The sequence below is a fragment of the Streptomyces sp. RerS4 genome (genome assembly GCF_023515955.1).
In the GTDB taxonomy this organism is placed as follows: Bacteria; Actinomycetota; Actinomycetes; order Streptomycetales; family Streptomycetaceae; genus Streptomyces.
Map to the genome: position 1 here is coordinate 3807393 of NZ_CP097322.1, position 16658 is coordinate 3824050.

22 protein-coding genes and 1 tRNA gene are annotated in these 16658 nt (G+C 71.8%); 6 read left to right on the plus strand and 17 right to left on the minus strand.

The window, feature by feature from the left end; genetic code table 11:
• Positions 1-62: 62 nt before the first annotated feature.
• The 11 genes from M4D82_RS17575 to M4D82_RS17625 all read right to left on the minus strand — a co-directional run bounded on the left by M4D82_RS17575 (position 63) and on the right by M4D82_RS17625 (position 7445).
• Positions 63-494 carry a MarR family winged helix-turn-helix transcriptional regulator gene (locus M4D82_RS17575; protein WP_249766954.1) on the minus strand — a complete coding sequence of 144 codons (432 nt, stop codon included), beginning with the start codon at positions 492-494 and terminating at the stop codon, positions 63-65.
• 143 nt (positions 495-637) lie between these two features.
• Positions 638-1447, minus strand: a complete 810-nt coding sequence (locus M4D82_RS17580; RefSeq protein ID WP_249766955.1) for a hypothetical protein — start codon at positions 1445-1447, stop codon at positions 638-640.
• Between the two features lie 67 nt (positions 1448-1514).
• On the minus strand, positions 1515-2354 hold the full coding sequence (locus tag M4D82_RS17585; RefSeq protein WP_249766956.1) for an RNA polymerase sigma factor SigF: 840 nt from the start codon (positions 2352-2354) through the stop codon (positions 1515-1517).
• Between the two features lie 231 nt (positions 2355-2585).
• Entirely contained in the window at positions 2586-3563 is a 978-nt protein-coding gene (locus tag M4D82_RS17590; RefSeq protein WP_249766957.1) for an RNA polymerase sigma factor SigF, read from the minus strand.
• Positions 3564-3805: 242 nt separating this feature from the next.
• Positions 3806-3967 carry a hypothetical protein gene (locus M4D82_RS17595; RefSeq protein ID WP_249766958.1) on the minus strand — a complete coding sequence of 54 codons (162 nt, stop codon included), beginning with the start codon at positions 3965-3967 and terminating at the stop codon, positions 3806-3808.
• A 384-nt stretch (positions 3968-4351) separates the two neighbouring features.
• Positions 4352-4642, minus strand: coding sequence for a hypothetical protein (locus M4D82_RS17600; protein ID WP_249766959.1), 291 nt, complete (start codon positions 4640-4642; stop codon positions 4352-4354).
• Between the two features lie 88 nt (positions 4643-4730).
• Positions 4731-4815: transfer RNA gene (locus tag M4D82_RS17605), tRNA-Ser, on the minus strand.
• A 95-nt stretch (positions 4816-4910) separates the two neighbouring features.
• A complete protein-coding gene (gene tadA / locus M4D82_RS17610; protein WP_249766960.1) occupies positions 4911-5405 on the minus strand; it encodes a tRNA adenosine(34) deaminase TadA in 495 nt (164 codons plus the stop codon).
• Positions 5405-5953 carry a tRNA adenosine deaminase-associated protein gene (locus M4D82_RS17615; RefSeq protein WP_249766961.1) on the minus strand — a complete coding sequence of 183 codons (549 nt, stop codon included), beginning with the start codon at positions 5951-5953 and terminating at the stop codon, positions 5405-5407. The genes tadA and M4D82_RS17615 overlap by 1 nt, the downstream gene beginning before the upstream one ends.
• 169 nt (positions 5954-6122) lie before the next feature.
• Positions 6123-6332 carry a hypothetical protein gene (locus M4D82_RS17620; RefSeq protein WP_249766962.1) on the minus strand — a complete coding sequence of 70 codons (210 nt, stop codon included), beginning with the start codon at positions 6330-6332 and terminating at the stop codon, positions 6123-6125.
• A gap of 135 nt (positions 6333-6467) precedes the next feature.
• On the minus strand, positions 6468-7445 hold the full coding sequence (locus M4D82_RS17625) for a universal stress protein (RefSeq protein WP_249766963.1): 978 nt from the start codon (positions 7443-7445) through the stop codon (positions 6468-6470).
• A 243-nt stretch (positions 7446-7688) separates the two neighbouring features.
• On the opposite strand from M4D82_RS17625, the gene upp reads away from it, so the two are divergent.
• Complete coding sequence (gene upp / locus M4D82_RS17630) at positions 7689-8324, plus strand: uracil phosphoribosyltransferase (protein WP_249766964.1); 636 nt, start codon at positions 7689-7691, stop codon at positions 8322-8324.
• A 16-nt stretch (positions 8325-8340) separates the two neighbouring features.
• Here upp and M4D82_RS17635 read toward each other — a convergent pair whose 3' ends face one another.
• On the minus strand, positions 8341-9027 hold the full coding sequence (locus M4D82_RS17635; protein ID WP_249766965.1) for a LytR C-terminal domain-containing protein: 687 nt from the start codon (positions 9025-9027) through the stop codon (positions 8341-8343).
• A gap of 79 nt (positions 9028-9106) precedes the next feature.
• Positions 9107-9403: a type II toxin-antitoxin system VapB family antitoxin gene (locus M4D82_RS17640; RefSeq protein WP_030010424.1), complete on the minus strand. Its 297-nt coding sequence runs from the start codon at positions 9401-9403 to the stop codon at positions 9107-9109.
• A 125-nt stretch (positions 9404-9528) separates the two neighbouring features.
• Between M4D82_RS17640 and M4D82_RS17645 the strand changes: the two genes are divergently transcribed.
• Together M4D82_RS17645 and opcA are read left to right on the plus strand one after the other, a co-directional pair.
• A complete protein-coding gene (locus M4D82_RS17645; RefSeq protein WP_249766966.1) occupies positions 9529-11130 on the plus strand; it encodes a helicase HerA-like domain-containing protein in 1602 nt (533 codons plus the stop codon).
• 84 nt (positions 11131-11214) lie between these two features.
• Positions 11215-12147 (plus strand): glucose-6-phosphate dehydrogenase assembly protein OpcA, encoded by a 933-nt coding sequence (opcA, locus tag M4D82_RS17650; protein WP_249766967.1) that lies wholly within the window; start codon positions 11215-11217, stop codon positions 12145-12147.
• On the opposite strand, the gene M4D82_RS17655 is transcribed toward opcA, so the two are convergent.
• Both M4D82_RS17655 and M4D82_RS17660 read right to left on the minus strand, forming a co-directional pair.
• The gene (locus M4D82_RS17655; protein WP_249771914.1) at positions 12096-12569 is read right to left on the minus strand and encodes a cupin domain-containing protein; all 474 of its coding nucleotides are present in this window, start codon (positions 12567-12569) and stop codon (positions 12096-12098) included. The two genes, opcA and M4D82_RS17655, sit on opposite strands and share 52 nt — an antisense overlap.
• A 74-nt stretch (positions 12570-12643) precedes the next feature.
• Positions 12644-13240, minus strand: a complete 597-nt coding sequence (locus tag M4D82_RS17660) for an HhH-GPD-type base excision DNA repair protein (protein WP_249766968.1) — start codon at positions 13238-13240, stop codon at positions 12644-12646.
• Between the two features lie 136 nt (positions 13241-13376).
• Between M4D82_RS17660 and M4D82_RS17665 the strand changes: the two genes are divergently transcribed.
• Positions 13377-14189, plus strand: coding sequence for a VOC family protein (locus tag M4D82_RS17665; RefSeq protein WP_249766969.1), 813 nt, complete (start codon positions 13377-13379; stop codon positions 14187-14189).
• 70 nt (positions 14190-14259) lie between these two features.
• Here M4D82_RS17665 and M4D82_RS17670 read toward each other — a convergent pair whose 3' ends face one another.
• Entirely contained in the window at positions 14260-14454 is a 195-nt protein-coding gene (locus M4D82_RS17670; RefSeq protein ID WP_249766970.1) for a hypothetical protein, read from the minus strand.
• Between the two features lie 140 nt (positions 14455-14594).
• On the opposite strand from M4D82_RS17670, the gene M4D82_RS17675 reads away from it, so the two are divergent.
• Entirely contained in the window at positions 14595-15014 is a 420-nt protein-coding gene (locus M4D82_RS17675; RefSeq protein WP_249766971.1) for a TOBE domain-containing protein, read from the plus strand.
• Positions 15015-15020: 6 nt separating this feature from the next.
• Here the strand turns inward: M4D82_RS17675 and M4D82_RS17680 are convergent, their stop codons facing one another.
• Complete coding sequence (locus M4D82_RS17680; protein ID WP_249766972.1) at positions 15021-15323, minus strand: hypothetical protein; 303 nt, start codon at positions 15321-15323, stop codon at positions 15021-15023.
• Positions 15324-15433: 110 nt separating this feature from the next.
• Here M4D82_RS17680 and M4D82_RS17685 point away from each other — a divergent pair, with 110 nt between their 5' ends.
• Positions 15434-16519 carry a serine hydrolase domain-containing protein gene (locus M4D82_RS17685; RefSeq protein ID WP_249766973.1) on the plus strand — a complete coding sequence of 362 codons (1086 nt, stop codon included), beginning with the start codon at positions 15434-15436 and terminating at the stop codon, positions 16517-16519.
• Positions 16520-16658 lie beyond the last annotated feature (139 nt).

The following is a 16658-nucleotide window of genomic DNA, read 5'->3' on the forward strand; positions in this document are numbered from 1 at the left end:
ACCACCGGGTGTGGTCGTAGCCATGTGTTTCCTTCGGTCTGGAGGTCTGGCGAGTTGGATGTTCAGAAGCTCGATCGGAGTCGGGCCAGCAGGGTGTTGAGGGCGTCGATGTCCTGTGCCGACCAGTCGGCGAGCGCCCGCTCCAGCGCGTCCGTGTACCGCGCGCCGATCTCGGCGAGCACGGCGTGGCCCGCGACGGTCAGGCGCAGGATGCGGCAGCGTCCGTCGCCGGGGTCGGTCTCCCGGTCGATCCAGCCGCGCTCCGCCACGTGGGTGACGTGTCTGCTGGACACCGAGATGTCGACGGCCATCAGCTCGGACAGCCGGCTGAGTCGCATCGGGCCGTGCCGGTCGAGCACGGTCAGGACGGCGGCGGCGCCGGGTGGGCAGTCGGCGGGCAGGGTGCGGGCGAGGTCCCGTTTGACCGCCCCCACGCCGGTGAGTTGTCGTGCCAGCTCCTCGTAGCGGGTGCCCTGTGCCGTCCGTGTGGTCACCGGCTCACCACCCTCATCTCGTTGCTTAGGGCAACCGTAGAAGCGGATGGTTGCTACAGGCAAACGAATCCGGGGGATAGGGCGGTAAAGGAATCGGAAAATCGCACAGGTCTGGGATCAATCGGACATGGTGGCGACGCCGGTCAGCTCCAGGTGGCCGTGACGTTACGGGTCTCCACTCGCATCCCCAGCGGGACCCGCCAGGCCTCCACGCACACCGTGTAGGTCTGGGTCTTCGACGTGCCGCCCGCGATCGGCGTCGGGAGCGGTTGGGTCGTCGTGATGGTGGCCCAGTCGATGCCGAGCGCGCCGATGATGTGCGTCGCGAAGGAGACGGTCCCCGAACGGACGGCCGCGCCACCGGTGTTGGCGAAGCTCACCGTGACCAGCTCGCACCGGCGCTCCGACGCCGCCGCGCGCACCGGCGCCCCGACCGTGAGCCGCGCCGGGCGGCGGGCGTCGCGGGCGGCGCGGGCGTGGTGGTGCCCGGCGGCTTCGTTCCCGGCGGCTCCGTTCCGGGCGGCTTCGTTCCGGGCGGCCTCGTGCCGCCCGACGGGGTGGACGGGGCCCCGGGCCACCCGCGCCCCGGCGCCGGGCTGCGGTGGTGGTCCCGCCGGGTCCGGCGGGGTGCCGGGCGGCGCTACGGAGCCCACCGGGGCGGTGGCGGTCGCTCCGCCCCGGCGGAGCCCCGGTACGGGGACCCCGGCGCGCCGGGCGACGTAGAGGCGGCGGAGGAGGCCGAGGCCGAGGTCGCGGAGGCGGCCGGCAGGGGCTGGAACTCCACGCCGCCCCGGGGCGCCACGTTGTCCCCGCGCCCCGCTCGGGCCCGGGGCCGCCGCGCCCACGGCGGCGTAGCCGTCCCGGGCCGGGCCGCCGCAGCCGGTCAGGCCGGCTGCGGCCGCGCAGCACACGGCGACGGCGAGGATCGGCGCCGTACGGGATCCCGTTCGCATCGCGCCAGTTTTCCTGACGCCACGTCAAATCGGAACCCCACGCACGACACCCGCCCGCGACGGGTCCCTACTCCCCGATGAGCCCCGCGCGGAGCTGGGCCAGCGTGCGGGTGAGCAGGCGGGAGACGTGCATCTGGGAGATGCCGACCTCCTCGCCGATCTGCGACTGGGTCATGTTCGCGAAGAAGCGCAGCATGATGATCTGCCGCTCCCGGGGCGGGAGTTTGGCCAGCAGCGGCTTCAGGGACTCCCGGTACTCGACGCCTTCGAGCGCGGTGTCCTCGTACCCGAGCCGGTCGGCGAGGGAGCCCTCGCCGCCCTCGTCCTCCGGGGAGGGCGAGTCCAGGGACGAGGCGGTGTACGCGTTGCCGACGGCGAGCCCGTCGACCACCTCCTCCTCGGAGACCCCGAGCACGGCCGCGAGCTCCGGCACCGTCGGCGAGCGGTCCAGCTTCTGGGCCAGCTCGTCGCTCGCCTTGGTCAGCGCGAGGCGCAGCTCCTGGAGCCGGCGCGGGACGCGGACGGACCAGGAAGTGTCTCGAAAGAATCGTTTGATCTCGCCCACGACGGTCGGCATCGCGAACGTCGGGAACTCCACTCCGCGTTCGCAGTCGAACCGGTCGATCGCCTTGATCAGACCGATGGTGCCGACCTGGACGATGTCCTCCATCGGCTCGTTGCGGCTGCGGAAGCGGGCCGCCGCGTACCGCACGAGGGGCAGGTTCAGCTCGATCAGGGTGTCGCGTACGTACGCCCGTTCGGGACTGTCCGCGTCCAGGGTGGCGAGTCGCTGGAAGAGCGAGCGGGAGAGGGTGCGGGTGTCGATGGCTTCCGAGCGGTCGGACACGGCGGGCTCATCGCGCTTGACGAGCGTGAGCACCTTGGAGCTGCCCTGGTCTACGGACATGCCACCCCCTTGAGGTCGCGGACGGTCGCGTATGGGCGCGCCCGTCGGAGGAACGCAGCCTCCACCTGAATACCGGAGGCGGAGCTGCGGCAAACGCGGTTCCAGCAGAATGTCACATGTCGGCAACACGCTGTAGCGTCATGTCGACAAGTATCTCCAGCGACAGTGCGCCGGCCGAGCGGAATGAGCCGGTTCTGTAGGGAAACGCTGAAAACCCTCCACCCGATCCGGTTAGGCCTCGATCCTGTTTGCGGATCTCAGACGGGCGAAACTGCGCGCCAGCAGCCGCGAGACGTGCATCTGGGAGACGCCCAGCTCGGCGCTGATCTGCGACTGCGTCAGATTGTTGTAGTACCGCAGGAGAAGGATCCGCTGCTCGCGCTCGGGGAGCTGGACCAGCAGGTGGCGTACGAGGTCACGGTGCTCGACCCCGGCCAGCTCGGGGTCCTCGTAGCCGAGCCGGTCGAGCAGGCCGGGCATGCCGTCGCCCTCCTGGGCGGCTTCGAGCGAGGTCGCGTGGTAGCTGCGGCCGGCCTCGATGCAGGAGAGCACCTCGTCCTCGCTGATGCGCAGCCGTTCGGCGATCTCGGCGGTGGTCGGGGTGCGGCCGTGGAGGGTGGTGAGGTCCTCGGTGGCGGCGTTGACCTGCACCCACAGCTCGTGGAGCCGGCGCGGGACGTGGACGGTGCGGACGTTGTCGCGAAAGTACCGTTTGATCTCGCCCACGACGGTCGGCATGGCGAAGGTCGGGAACTGTACGCCGCGTTCGGGATCGAAGCGGTCGATGGCGTTGATCAGGCCGATGGTGCCGACCTGGACGACGTCCTCCATCGGCTCGTTGCGGCTGCGGAAGCGGGCGGCCGCGTAGCGCACCAGCGGGAGGTTGGCCTCGATGAGGGCCCCGCGCACCCGGTTGTGCTCGCTGGTGCCCGGCTCCAGGCCCTTCAGCTCCCCGAAGAGCACCTGGGTCAGGGCCCGGGTGTCGGCTCCCCGGCTCGACGGTCTCGGGGCGGGGGCCTCCTCCTGTGGCTCCGCCGGATCCGCCGGGTCCGCCGGATCCGCCCCGTCCGCAGGCTCCGCCGGGTCCTGTCCGGGCTCCGCGCGTGCCTCCTCGTGCCCGTCCGTACGCGCCCCCGTGCGCGCCGCCGTATTGCGCGCCTGCGTGCGCGCCTGCTCCTGGTGGTTGCGGAGCTCTTGCTGGGGAGGCACCTGAGGCGCAGTACTGGCCGGCACGGTCACGCCACCCCTTCGTTCAACTCATCCGTCAAAAGCGGTCATAGCATCACAAGAGATGTGGACTGTGTGCAAGCACCGTATATCGCCGTGTTGAAGGCAAGTTGGGCATATGGGGCATTCGGCGTGGCGGTCGATTTCCCCACGGGGAACGCGAAAGACCCCCCACCCGTCGGAGTGGGGGGCTGGGAAGCCTGGAAGCGCTCCAGCGTAAGGGTTCAGCTCACCAGTTCGGTGATGAACTCGCCGATGCCCGAGGCGGCATCCGATATGCCCTGGAAGCCTATTCCCACCATCTCGGCCGCCCGCTTGGGCTGGGTGATGATCACGAAGAGGACGAACACGGTGAGGACGCCCGTGATGAGCTTTTTGGTGTCCATGAGCGGTGTCGGCCTCCCCAACCGGTACTGCGAAGTCGGGTGAGTCTAACCGGTCAACTTTGGACACTCACCTGACCTTTAAGGACCAACGACCCGTTGGTCCGGGTCCTTTGCCGGTGGGTGTCCGATCGAGGGAGGCGCAGGATGGAAGACGAGCCCACCGGTTCTGGCAGGAAATCGGTGGGTGAGGGACAGGACCTCACTGCGGGGTCCGAGCCGCGAGCTTCCCCCTGACTGCGGCCCGGACTGGCAGGTTCGTTCCCATCGGGGGAAGTGGCTCGTCCCCCCGACGCCACTTCCCCCGTCCCCACGTCGAAGGTCCCGACTCCGGTCGGGGCCTTCTTCGCGTGCGGTCCGCAGGCCTCGCTGCCTGCAGAGGCCTGACTACTGGATGGCCCCGGCCAGGTCCACGAGCGGCTGGACGGGCGCGATCACGGGGGCGAGTTGGTCCGGCAGGGTCATCACCTGGTTGAGCTGGTTGGCCCCCTCGCTGACCTTCGCGCCGATCTCCTGGACCGAACGGGGCTGCGCGCCCGCCGGCATGTCCGCCGTCGGCGTGGGCAGGTCCGGGAGGGTGAGCGGGGCGAGGGGCGCGGCGGAGGCGGCAGGTGCGGCGAGGCCCGCGGCGGCCCCCGCGAGGGCGAAGGCGGCGAGGATGCGCTGGGTCTTGGTCATGCCTGGACAACGGCCGAACGGGCGGGCCGGTCACGGCGGACGAAGACGAGAGCCCCGGTTCGTACGAACCGGGGCTCTCGATCAAGAGCGGTAGTGGAGGGATTTGAACCCCCGATGGGTTGCCCCATACTCGCTTTCGAGGCGAGCTCCTTCGGCCACTCGGACACACTACCGAGAGAGATCCTAGCCTACGGCGGGGAGTGCTTTGCAAATCCGCGGTCCGCGGACCCGCCGGCCCCCTGCCCGCATGCCCCCGCTCGCGCCCTTTTCACCGCTTCCGGAAGAACTCCGTCAGCCGGCGCGCGCACTCGTCCTCCAGCACCCCGCGGATGACCTCCGGCCGGTGGTTGAGCCGGCGGTCCCGTACGAGGTCCCACAGAGACCCCGCCGCGCCCGCCTTCTCGTCCCCCGCGCCGTAGACCACCCGGGCCACCCGGGACTGCACGAGCGCGCCCGCGCACATCACGCACGGCTCCAGGGTCACCACCAGCGTGCACCCGGTCAGCCTCCACTCCCCGAGCCGGACGGCCGCCCGGCGCAGCGCCAGTACCTCGGCGTGCGCCGTGGGGTCGCCGGTGGCCTCCCGCTCGTTGTGCCCGACGGAGAGGAGGTCCCCGTCGGGGCCGAGCACGACGGCACCGACCGGCACGTCGCCGGCCGGTACCGCCAGGGCGGCCTGCTCCAGCGCCAGGCGCATGGAGTCGAGCCAGGGATCCCGTACGGGATCCGGGTGGTCGTACGTGATGTCGTGCGCGGCGGTCACTAGCGGACGGCCTCCAGTACCTCGGTGGCGCCGAGCGCGTCGGCGATCTCCGTGAGGGCGTCTCCGTCGAGGGACATCAGTTCCTTGTGGCCGACGCCCAGGTCGTCGAGCAGCCTGGGGTCGCCGAGCGGGCCGGCCGGGACCGGTTCGCTGCCCGGTCGGGACGTGTCGTCCTCGTCGTCCTCCTCCTCCGTGAACGCGGCGAGGGGTGCGTCCTCGCCGTCCTCGGTGCCGTCCAGGTCCAGTTCGTCGAGATCGTCGTCCTCCTCATCGCTGCCCAGCAGCTCTTTGGTCAGCATCGAGCCGTAGGAGCTGCGGTCGGCGGTGGAGGCGTTCGATACGAAGTACCGGGGGTCCTCCTCGCCGTCCACGCGGATGACGCCGAACCAGGCGTCCTCCTGCTCGATGAGGGCGACCACCGTGTCGTCGTCGACAGCGGCGGATCGGGCGAGATCGATCAGATCACTGAGGGACTCGACGGCGTCGAGTTCCAGGTCGCTCGCTTCCCACCCGTCTTCGGTGCGCGCGAGCAGTGCGGCGAAGTACACCGTGACTCTCCCACTGGTCATAGGCGTGCCGGTTGGAGGTCCCCCCGGCCGGAGGTTGGGGCGCGACGGCCGTGACGCTCACCGACGTGTGCCCCGCCCAATCGGCATCGTGGCAGAAACGGCGGCTTTGCGAGAGGTCTTCCGCGCGGCGGCCGTGTCGCGGCGCCGGTCACCAGCGGAAGGTACGCATCCGCATCTGCTGGCGCATGCGCGCCGCTCGGGCGCGCCGGGGCTGCACCCGGTCACGCAGCTCACGGGCCTCGTTCAGATCGCGCAGGAACTGGGCGCGTCGTGCCCTGCGCTGCGCCACCGTCTCCGGTGACGCGTCCGGATCTCTCCCGTCCGTAGTCGTCGTACCGCTCTGCTGCGTTTCGGGCATCGGCCACCACCCAGGCTGGTCCGGTCGTCCTCCTCCGCCGGCGCGAAGCAGACCCCCCTCGCCCCCACCTTCCCCCGGTCGGCCCGATTGATGCCACCCCGGCGCGAATCGACCCAGGTCAGGCCGGGCTCGCGCTCAGAAGTCATCGGTGGACCACTCGGCCCCGGTGGGCAGGTGCGGTACGACGGCCACCGGGCCGTGCGCGTGGTGGAGGACGGCGTGGGCCACCGAGCCCATGAGCGGCCCCCGGCGGCGCGGATGGTGGCGGCCGACCACCACCAGCGCGGCGGACCGCGACGCCGTCACCAGCCGCCCCGCCGCGTCCCCGGGCACGGCCGCCTGCTCCACGGGAACGTCCGGATACCGCTCCCGCAGCGGGGCGAGGCGCGCCGTCTGGGCCCGCAGCATCTCCCGTTCGGCCGGTACCGCGTCGGTCTCGTCGGCGAGGGCCTCGGGCGGGATCACCGCGAAGGGGCTGTCGATGATCAGTGTCGGGCCGGGCGGGATCGCGTACGCCGAGACCACCTGGACGGTGGTCCCCCGCGCGGCGGCTTCCGCGAACGCGAAGGCCAGTACGTCGTCGGCGGTCTCGGAGGCGTGCAGCCCGAGCACCACCCGCCCGGCGGAGGGCTCGGCGGCGGCGTCCTCGGCGTCACGGTCGGCGTGGGGGACCACCACCACCGGGCAGGCCGCGGTGGTGGCGACGGCCCGGCTGCTGGACCCGAGCAGCAGGGCGGCGAACCCGCCGCGCCCCCGGGACCCCATCACCAGCATCAGCGGCGCGCATTCGCCGCCCACCGCCCGCAGCGCCTCGGGCACCGAGCCCTCCAGGGCCTCGTAGCGCACCTCGCGGGGCAGCTCGGGCGCGGCGTCGAGGACGGAGCGCACGTGGTCGCCCACCGGGTCGGCGTAACGCTCCGGCTCGTTCCGGTCGTGCAGGGCGGCGCGGCGTCCGGCGTACAGCTGGGAGACGTCGGGCAGGACGTGGGCCACCATCAGGGCCGCGTCGTGGCGCAGGGCCGCCGTACGGGCCCACTCCAGGGCCCGCAGGCTGTGCTCGGATCCGTCCACGGCCGCGATCACCAGTCGGTCGCCCACCAGTCCGTCGCTCACCAGTCAAGGGTGGTGCGAACGGGAGCCGACCGCATCTCGAACGGCCCTGGACGGCGTGCGCACCGGCCGGCGGCGTGGTGGGGGACGCGGTGGGCAAGCGGCGGGGACGCGGCGGGGACGCGTCGGGGTCGTCCCAGCGCGTAGCCTTTTGCTGCGGGTCGCGACGTGCGGCCGTGTTTTCGCAGGTAGCAGGGTCACAGGTCACAGGTCGAAACCCGGCTGAGTCTTGTCTTGGAGGATGTTGTGCGTTTGCAGGTCGTCGATCACCCCTTGGTGGCGCACAAACTCACCACCCTGCGCGACAAGCGCACCGACTCCCCCACCTTCCGTCGCCTCGCCGACGAGCTGGTGACCCTCCTGGCCTACGAGGCCACCCGCGACGTCCGCACCGAGGCGTCCCACATCGAGACCCCGGTCGGCCCGACCACCGGCGTCAAGCTGTCGCACCCGCGTCCGCTGGTCGTGCCGATCCTGCGCGCCGGCCTCGGCATGCTGGACGGCATGGTCCGCCTGCTGCCGACCGCCGAGGTGGGCTTCCTCGGCATGGTCCGCAACGAGGAGACCCTGGAGGCCTCCACCTACGCGACGCGCATGCCCGAGGACCTCTCCGGCCGCCAGGTCTACGTCGTCGACCCGATGCTGGCCACCGGCGGCACGCTGGTCGCCGCGATCCAGGAGCTCATCAAGCGCGGCGCCGACGACGTGACCGCCGTGGTGCTGCTGGCCGCCCCCGAGGGCGTCGAGATCATGGAGCGCGAGCTGGCGGGCACGCCGGTGACGGTGGTGACGGCCGCCGTGGACGAGCGGCTCAACGAGCACGGCTACATCGTGCCGGGCCTGGGCGACGCGGGCGACCGCATGTACGGCTCGGCCGAATAGCCCCGGACCCGCGGGTTCAGCACGTGGAGGCGGGCGTGGGCACGGGGTTGGCCAGGATGGTCAGCGCCTTGTCCGCGTCCGCCTTCGGCTTCAGTTCCTTGAAGGAGTCGCCCAGGATCAGGTCGATGTCCGCGCCCTCGCGCGTGTCGGTCTGCTGGGTGAGCCCGTCGAGCTGCGTCGCGAGGACGGAGTAGGCGGCCTTGTCGGTCGTCGGGGAGCCGAGCAGTATCCCGGACCCGGGGACCTTCTTGTCGAAACCGGCGGGGGCGTTGCCGACGTGACCGACGACGAAGCCGCGCTTGCGCAGTTCGTCGCCGACGGCCTTGGCGAGGCCCGCGCGCGGGGTGGCGTTGTAGACGTTGACCGTGATCTGGCCGGGCTGGGGCAGCGCGGCGGCGGGGGAGGCGGAGGGGGTCGCGTCGGCGTTCGGGGCGGAGGCGGGCTTGGCGGCCCCGGCCTTCTTGCCGGAGCCGGGGGAAGCGCTCGGGCAGGGTTTGCCGGCCGCCGCGTTCCGCTTGTCGCCGCCGCCTCGGAACACGTCGATGAGCTGCACTGCTCCGTAGCCGAGCAGAGCCAGCGCGAGGACCGATCCGAGCAGGGCGAAGACCACCTTCCGGCGGCGCCGGGGACGGCTCATGCGGGGGTAGGCAGCTCCCGTGACGCGGTACTTTCCGCCCATGCCGGGGGGAGTGAGCATGCTCATGGGCGCAGCGTAGTGCGGTACCGGAACGATGCCTACGAAATGATCTGTTGATCGGGTAAGAGAGACCCGAAAGGCGCAATCAGTCCATTTCCAGGACGCGCGCGTGCAGCACCTGGCGCTGTTGCAGGGCGGCGCGCACGGCGCGGTGGAGCCCGTCCTCCAGGTAGAGGTCGCCCCGCCACTTCACGACGTGCGCGAAGAGGTCGCCGTAGAAGGTCGAGTCCTCGGCGAGGAGGGTTTCGAGGTCCAGCTGCCCCTTGGTCGTCACGAGCTGGTCGAGCCGGACCGGGCGCGGGGCTACGTCCGCCCACTGCCGGGTGGTTTCCCTGCCGTGGTCGGGGTACGGCCGCCCGCTTCCGATGCGCTTGAAGATCACACGGAAAGCCTACCGGGCCCGTGCCTCCGGGCGCAGCCTCGCGCCGACGGTGCAAAAGTGGCAGAGGGTGTGAATGGGTGACTACGGGAGCCGGAGACGGCGGTCCGGGAGTTCGGGAGTGATGCATGAGCCAGCACGCGGACCCTTCCGTTCCGGTAGGCCCGGCCGCCCGCATCGCCGCCGGTTACGCCTTCACCGGCCCCGCCCTCGACCTCGGCGCCCTCCTGTGGGACGGGCACGTCCTGCCCGACCGCCAGATCCGCATCCCGCTGTCGATGCTCAACCGGCACGGCCTGGTCGCCGGCGCGACCGGCACCGGCAAGACGAAGACCCTCCAGCTCATCGCCGAACAGCTCTCCGCGCACGGCGTCCCCGTCTTCCTCGCCGACATCAAGGGCGACGTCTCCGGCATCAGCGCTCCGGGCGCCGAGAACGAGAAGGTCCGCGAGCGGGCCGCCGACGTCGCCCAGGACTGGCAGCCCACCGGCTGCCCGACCGAGTTCTACGCGCTCGGCGGCATCGGCACCGGCATCCCGGTCCGGGCCACCGTGACCGCGTTCGGCCCCGTCCTGATGTCCAAGGTGCTCCAGCTCAACCAGACCCAGGAGCAGTCGCTCGGCCTGATCTTCCACTACGCCGACTCCAAGGGCCTGGACCTGATCGACCTCAAGGACCTGCGGGCGGTCGTCGCCTTCCTCGTCTCCGACGAGGGCAAGGCCGAACTCAAGGGCATCGGCGGCCTGTCCACCGCCACCGCCGGGGTGATCCTGCGCGCGCTGACCGCCTTCGAGCGGCAGGGCGCCTCCGAGTTCTTCGGCGAGCCCGAGTTCGACACGAGCGAGTTCCTGAGTACGGCCGCCGACGGCCGGGGGACCGTCTCCGTACTGGAACTCCCGGCGGTGCAGGACAAACCGCGGTTGTTCTCCACCTTCCTCATGTGGCTGCTCGCCGACCTGTACGGCGACCTGCCGGAGGTCGGCGACCTGGAGCGGCCGAAGTTGGTCTTCTTCTTCGACGAGGCGCACCTGCTGTTCAACGGCGCCTCGAAGGCCTTCCTGGAGTCGATCACCCAGACCGTGCGACTGATCCGTTCCAAGGGCGTCGGCGTGTTCTTCGTGACGCAGACGCCCAAGGACGTGCCCGGCGACGTCCTCGCCCAGCTCGGCAACCGCGTCCAGCACGCGCTGCGCGCCTTCACCCCGGACGACGACAAGGCGCTGAAGGCGACCGTGAAGACCTTTCCCAACTCCGCCTACGACCTGGAGGAACTGCTCACCGGCCTCGGCACCGGCGAGGCGGTGATCACCGTCCTGAGCGAGAACGGCGCTCCGACCCCGGTCGCCGCGACCCGGCTGCGCGCCCCGCGGTCGCTGATGGGCCCGATCGAGGCGACGGCCCTGGACCGGGCGGTGAAGTCCTCGCCCCTGTACGCGCGTTACGCGGAGCCGATCGACCGCGAGTCGGCGTACGAGAAGATCAGCGCCGAGCAGGCGGCGGCCGAAGCGGCGGCGGAGGCGGCAGCGGCCGAGGCGGAGGCCGAGAAGCAGGCCAAGGCGGCCGAGCAGGCGGCGGCTCGGGGCGCGCGCGGAGCCGCGAAGCCGGACCCCTCACTGGCCGAACAGGTGGTGGGCAGTGGCCTCTTCCGCTCGCTGGCCCGCTCGATCGGCACCCAACTCGGCCGGGAGATCTCCCGCTCCCTCTTCGGCACGGCCCGCCGTCGCCGGTAGGAACCGTTCGGTTCCGTTCCCCTCCAGACGGATTCGAGCGAACCGGTTGTCGCCGGTGCGGTACACGCTGACAGACTCGGAGGTATGCGGACCGAACTCACCGACACCACGTCCAGCAAGGTCGACCGGGCCCTGCTCGAAGCCCGCCGAGCCGTCGGCAGCCCCGCCATGGGGCTGGTGCTGACCCTCGTCGTCGTCACCGACGAGGAGAACGCCTACGACGCCGTACGCGCGGCCTCCGAAGCCTCGCGCGAGCACCCGTGCCGCATCATCGCGGTGATCAAGCGCAGCGGGCGCGGCCCCCAGCGCCAGCGCCAGGCCCGCCTCGACGCCGAACTGCGCGTCGGCTCCGACGCCGGATCCGGGGAGATCGTGCTGCTGCGCCTGCACGGCGAGCTCACCTCGCAGGCGGGCTCGGTGGTCCTGCCGCTGCTGGTGCCGGACGCGCCGGTGGTGGCGTGGTGGCCGGCCGAGGCCCCCGCCGACCCGGCCCGCGACGAGCTGGGCGCGCTCGCGCAGCGACGCATCACCGACGCCCAGGAGGCCCCCGACCCGGTGGCCGCGCTCGCCGGGCGGGCGGCCACGTACGCCCCCGGCGACACCGACCTGGCCTGGACCCGGCTGACGCCCTGGCGCTCGCTGCTGGCGGCCGCCCTCGACCAGAAGCCGCTGCCGGTGACCGGCGCGGCCGTCGAGAGCGAGGCCGACAACGCCAGTGCCGAGCTGCTCGCGCGCTGGCTGGAGGACCGGCTGAAGGTGCCGGTGCGGCGCGTGACCACCGACGGGCCGGTCATCACCCGGGTCCGGCTGGAGACGACCGCCGGGGAGATACGGGTGGACCGGCCCGCCGGGGTGCTCGCCACGCTGGTGCTGCCCGGGTGGCCCGACCGCAAGGTGGCCCTGAAGATCCGCAGCCAGGCCGAGCTGATCGCGGAGGAGCTGCGCCGGCTCGACGCCGACGAGGTCTACGCGTCGGCGCTGCGCGTGCGCCCGGCCCAGGCGTCGCTCTCCGCGTAGTGGTTGTCGTAGGTGGGCTGGCTGTCGATGATGTCCTGCACGGTGGCCTCGCCCGCGCGCACCCGCCCGAGGAGGCGGTAGTAGTCGAAGCGGGCCATGCCCGGGGTGAAGCCGACGAACACCTCGGCCGTGTGGCCCGCGGCCGGGGCGAAGGCGTGCTTCACGCCGGGCGCGATGGTGATGAAGTCACCCTTGGTGAGGGTGTGGACCTCGTCGCCGACGAGGACGTCGAGGGCGCCGTCCGTGACGTGGAAGAACTCCGTCGCCTTGGTGTGGAAGTGCACCGGTGCGCCGGCGGCGCCCACCTCGAAGCTCGCGGTGTTGCAGGTCAGTTCGGCGGTGTCGGTGAGCAGGGTGATGAGGGAGCCGGGACCGTCGGAGATGGTCTCGGCGCTCGCGGCGCGGGTCAGGTTCTCGATCATGCCGCCGACCCTACGACGGGCCGGCGCGCTGACCTGCGGCTTGTTTGGCTGTTCGTCAACTCGCCGTGCCACTCCTACCGCTCCTTCTCCTCCTTCTTCTTGGCGGCGGCCTTCTGCGCCTGCTTGTACTCCCGCACCTTCGCCAGTGACTCCGGGCCCGTGATGTCGGCCGCCGAGCGGTGGACGCCGGCGAGGCCGTAGCCGCCCGCGGCCTCCCGCCAGCCCGGGGGGCGCACGCCGAAGCGCTTGCCCAGCAGGGCGAGGAAGATCTGCGCCTTCTGTTCCCCGTAGCCCGGCAGTGCCTTCAGCCGCGCCAGGAGCTCGGCGCCGGTGCCGACGTCCGCCCAGACGGCCGCCGCGTCCCCGGCGTAGTGCTCCACCAGGTACGCGCACAACTGCTGGATCCGCTTCGCCATCGACCCCGGGTATCGGTGCACGGCCGGCTTGCGGGCGAGGAGTTCCGCGAAGGCCTCCGGGTCGTAGAGGGCGATGACGTGCGCGTCGAGGTCGTCGGAGCCCATGCGCTGGGCGATCGTCCACGGCCCCGAGAAGGCCCACTCCATCGGCACCTGCTGGTCCAGCAGCATCCCGGTGAGCGCGGCGAGCGGGCTGCGGGCGAGGAGGGCGTCGGCCTCGGGCTGCTGCGCCAGCCGGATGGTGATGTCGTCCATGCCCCCAGCCTCCCGCGCCGGGCCGCCGGTCGCGCGCCGGCCCGCCGTCGCGCGGATGTCAGACCCCCCGCCTAGCGTGGAAATCGTCAGGTTGCGCACCGCATGGACAGACAGGCGACACAGGAGTCGATCGACCATGGCTGAGTTCCAGGAAGGCGCCCCGTGCTGGGTGGACGCGATGTTCACCGATGTGGAGGGGGCCAAGGAGTTCTACGGCGACGTGCTGGGCTGGACTTTCGGTGAGGCCAGTACCGAGTACGGCAACTACACGCAGGCCTATTCCGACGGGAAGGCGGTCGCGGCCGTCGTGCCGCCGATGCCGGGGGCCGACGCGCCGTCGCAGTGGTGTCTGTACTTCGCCTCGTCCGACGCCGCCGCCACCGCCGAGAAGATCAAGGCGGCGGGCGGCGATCTCATGATGGAGCCGATGCAGGTGGGCAGCTTCGGCACCATGGTGATCGCCAAGGAGCCGAGCGGCGCCGTCTTCGGCGTCTGGCAGCCGGGCGATCACCGGGGCTTCGAGAAGATGGGCGAGGCCGGTTCGTACGCCTGGGCGGAGGTCTTCACGCGGGAACCGGAGAAGGCGGACGGCTTCCTTCCGCAGGTCTTCCCGTACGAGTCCCAGCAGATGGACCCGGGGGACGACCCGGAGACGGCCGGGATGGACTTCAAGGTCTTCAGCCTCGGCGGCACGCAGAACGCGGTGCTGGGCCGGATGAAGATGGGCGACGACTTCCCGCCGGAGATCCCGCCCTACATCCAGGTCTACTTCGCCGTGCCGAATTGCGACCAGGCGGTGGAGAAGACCGAGGCGCGCGGCGGGATGCTGCACTTCGGCCCGATGGACAGCCCCTTCGGGCGGTTCGCGGCGCTCACCGACCCGCAGGGCGCGGCCTTCGCGGTGATCGACCTGGAGACGACGGTCGGGGAGATGCCGTCGTTCGAGTGAGCGAGCCTCGGGCCCGGTCTGTCCCGCGCCCCCGCCGGTGATCGCGGCGGGGACGCGGGCGTACGGGGGGTCAGCGGACGGTGTACACCACGTAGCCGGGGTGCACGAGGAGCGGGGCGGCCTGCCAGCCGAGCGGCGCGGGGGCGAGGGCGTAGTAGCCGAAGGGCGGCAGCGGGAAGGAGTGCGGGGCGGCCTGGGCGGGGGCGCAGGTCAGCAGGGCGGAACTGAGAGCGAGCGCCGCGGCGGCGGCGATGTTCTTGATCATGCGCGTAGGGATATCGCCCGCTCGCCGCCACCCGCCAGTCGAGGACACTCCCGATCACTCGTATGCCGCAACCGGTTCACCGAAGAATCGATCACTCGGGGTTTGGTGTGAACGTTCCTACGTAAAAGGGTTGTATGACCATGAGCCTGAGCGTCCGCAACCAGATCCCCGGCACCGTCACCGCCGTCACCTCGGGCGAGGCGATGGCCACGGTCAAGGTCCGCCTCGAAGGCGGCCAGGACATCACCGCCGCCATCACGGCCGACGCCGTCAAGGAGCTGGGTATCGCCGCCGGTTCCTCGGTGAAGGCCCTGGTCAAGGCCACCGAGGTGGCGCTGGCGACCGGCCCGGTCGAGGGGCTGTCGATCCGCAACCAGATCGCCGGCACGGTCGTCGACGTCGCCACCGGGCCGGCCATGGCCTCCGTGAAGGTCGACGTGGACGGGGGCGGCCTGACCGCCGCCATCACCGCCGACGCCGTCGACGCCCTGGGCCTGGCGGCCGGCTCCCCGGTCGTCGCGCTGATCAAGGCGACCGAGGTCTCCCTCCAGGCCGCGTAGGCGCTGTCACTGGATGAACAGGCTCATGCCGGGGGCGGGGTGGACGTACTGACCCGGCGCGACGGAGCCCGTCACCCGCCCGTCGCACTGGGGTCCCGACCACAGGAAGGCCACTTCGTCCGTGAAGTTGGCGACCTCCGAGGGCACGAAGTCGCCCAGCGGATAGCAGCCGGACGGGTCCCCGATCGCGACCCGGTCGATGAACAGCACCCCGTTGGCCGCCTGCGCCGTGCCCGGCGCCGACAGCGCCAGCGTCAGCGCCGCCGCGCACGCCCCGAGCACCTGCGCCACGCGTCGTGTCTCGCGCATTCCCTCGCCCACCTCGGCCACCTCTTCCACTTGCCCGAACATCCGTAGTCACCGAAGGTAGGCTGTCGCTACTCAAAGTGACACGGCGTGCGGTGGTGAAGGAGGGGCGCGTGAAGCTCCAGGAGACCGTCGACGCGCTGGTCGCGTCCGGCGCCGAGGGCGGCGTCCAGGTGGCCGCGTACCTGCACGGCCGGCCGCTGGTGGAGGCGTACGCCGGCGTCCCCGGCCCCGACACGCTGATCCACGGCTTCTCCACCGGCAAGGGCTGCACGGCGACCCTCGTCCACGTCCTCGCCGCACGCGGGCTGATCGACTACGACGCCCCCATCGCCCGCTACTGGCCGCGGTTCGGGGCCCACGGCAAGGCCGGCATCACCGTCCGGCACGCCCTGACCCACTCCGCCGGGATCCCCCACCTTCCGCGCTCCGTCACCGCCGCCGAGCTGTGCGACTGGGAGCACATGTGCGGGGTCGTCGCCGGGCTGCGCCCGCTGTGGGAGCCGGGGGCGGGCAGCGGCTACCACGGCTGGACCTTCGGCTGGATCCTCGGGGAGACCGTCCGGCGCGTCACCGGCCTCACGCCGGGGCAGGCCCTGCGGGAGTACGTGGCCGAGCCCCTCGGGATCGCCGACGAGCTGTACTTCGGGCTGCCCGCCTCCGAACTCCCCCGCGTGGCGCCGCTGGTGGAGGGCGGCTGGGAGACGTACCTGGCCGGACTCCCGACGATCGCCCCGTTCACGCGGCTCATCGCGCCGAACCGGAGCCTGTGGACCACCGCCGGCCTCGCCAACCACCCCCGCTACCTCCGCGCCGACCTCCCCTCCTGCGGCACCATGACCGCCCGCGCCGCCGCCCGGATGTACGCGGCGCTGCTCGGCGAGGTGGACGGCGTACGGCTCCTGCCGCCCGACCGGCTCGCGGCGGCGGCGGCCACGGCGGTGGACGGGCGGGACCGGATGCTGCTCGTCAGGTACGCCAAGGGGCTGGGCTACTTCCTCGGCATGACACCGATGGGCGGGGAGCCCACCGCCTTCGGCCACCACGGCAGCGGCGGATCGATCGCCTTCGCCGACCGCCGGCGCGGCCTGTCCTTCGCCTTCATCCACACCCACCTGGTCGCCCCCGCGAACCCCACGGCCCGCAAACTCGCCGACGCGGTCCGCGCGACCGCCGAGGAAGCCCCTACGCGGGGGTGAGGGCGGTCAACGGCTTCTGTGGGCGTCCCGACCTGCGACGGAGTGGCTTCGACGCCGCCGTCCGGATGGGCTCGGACGGCGGCGAACGCAACCACGTCAGGGGTCGGCGATCGCGTCGATGGAGCCAGCAAATGTCCGT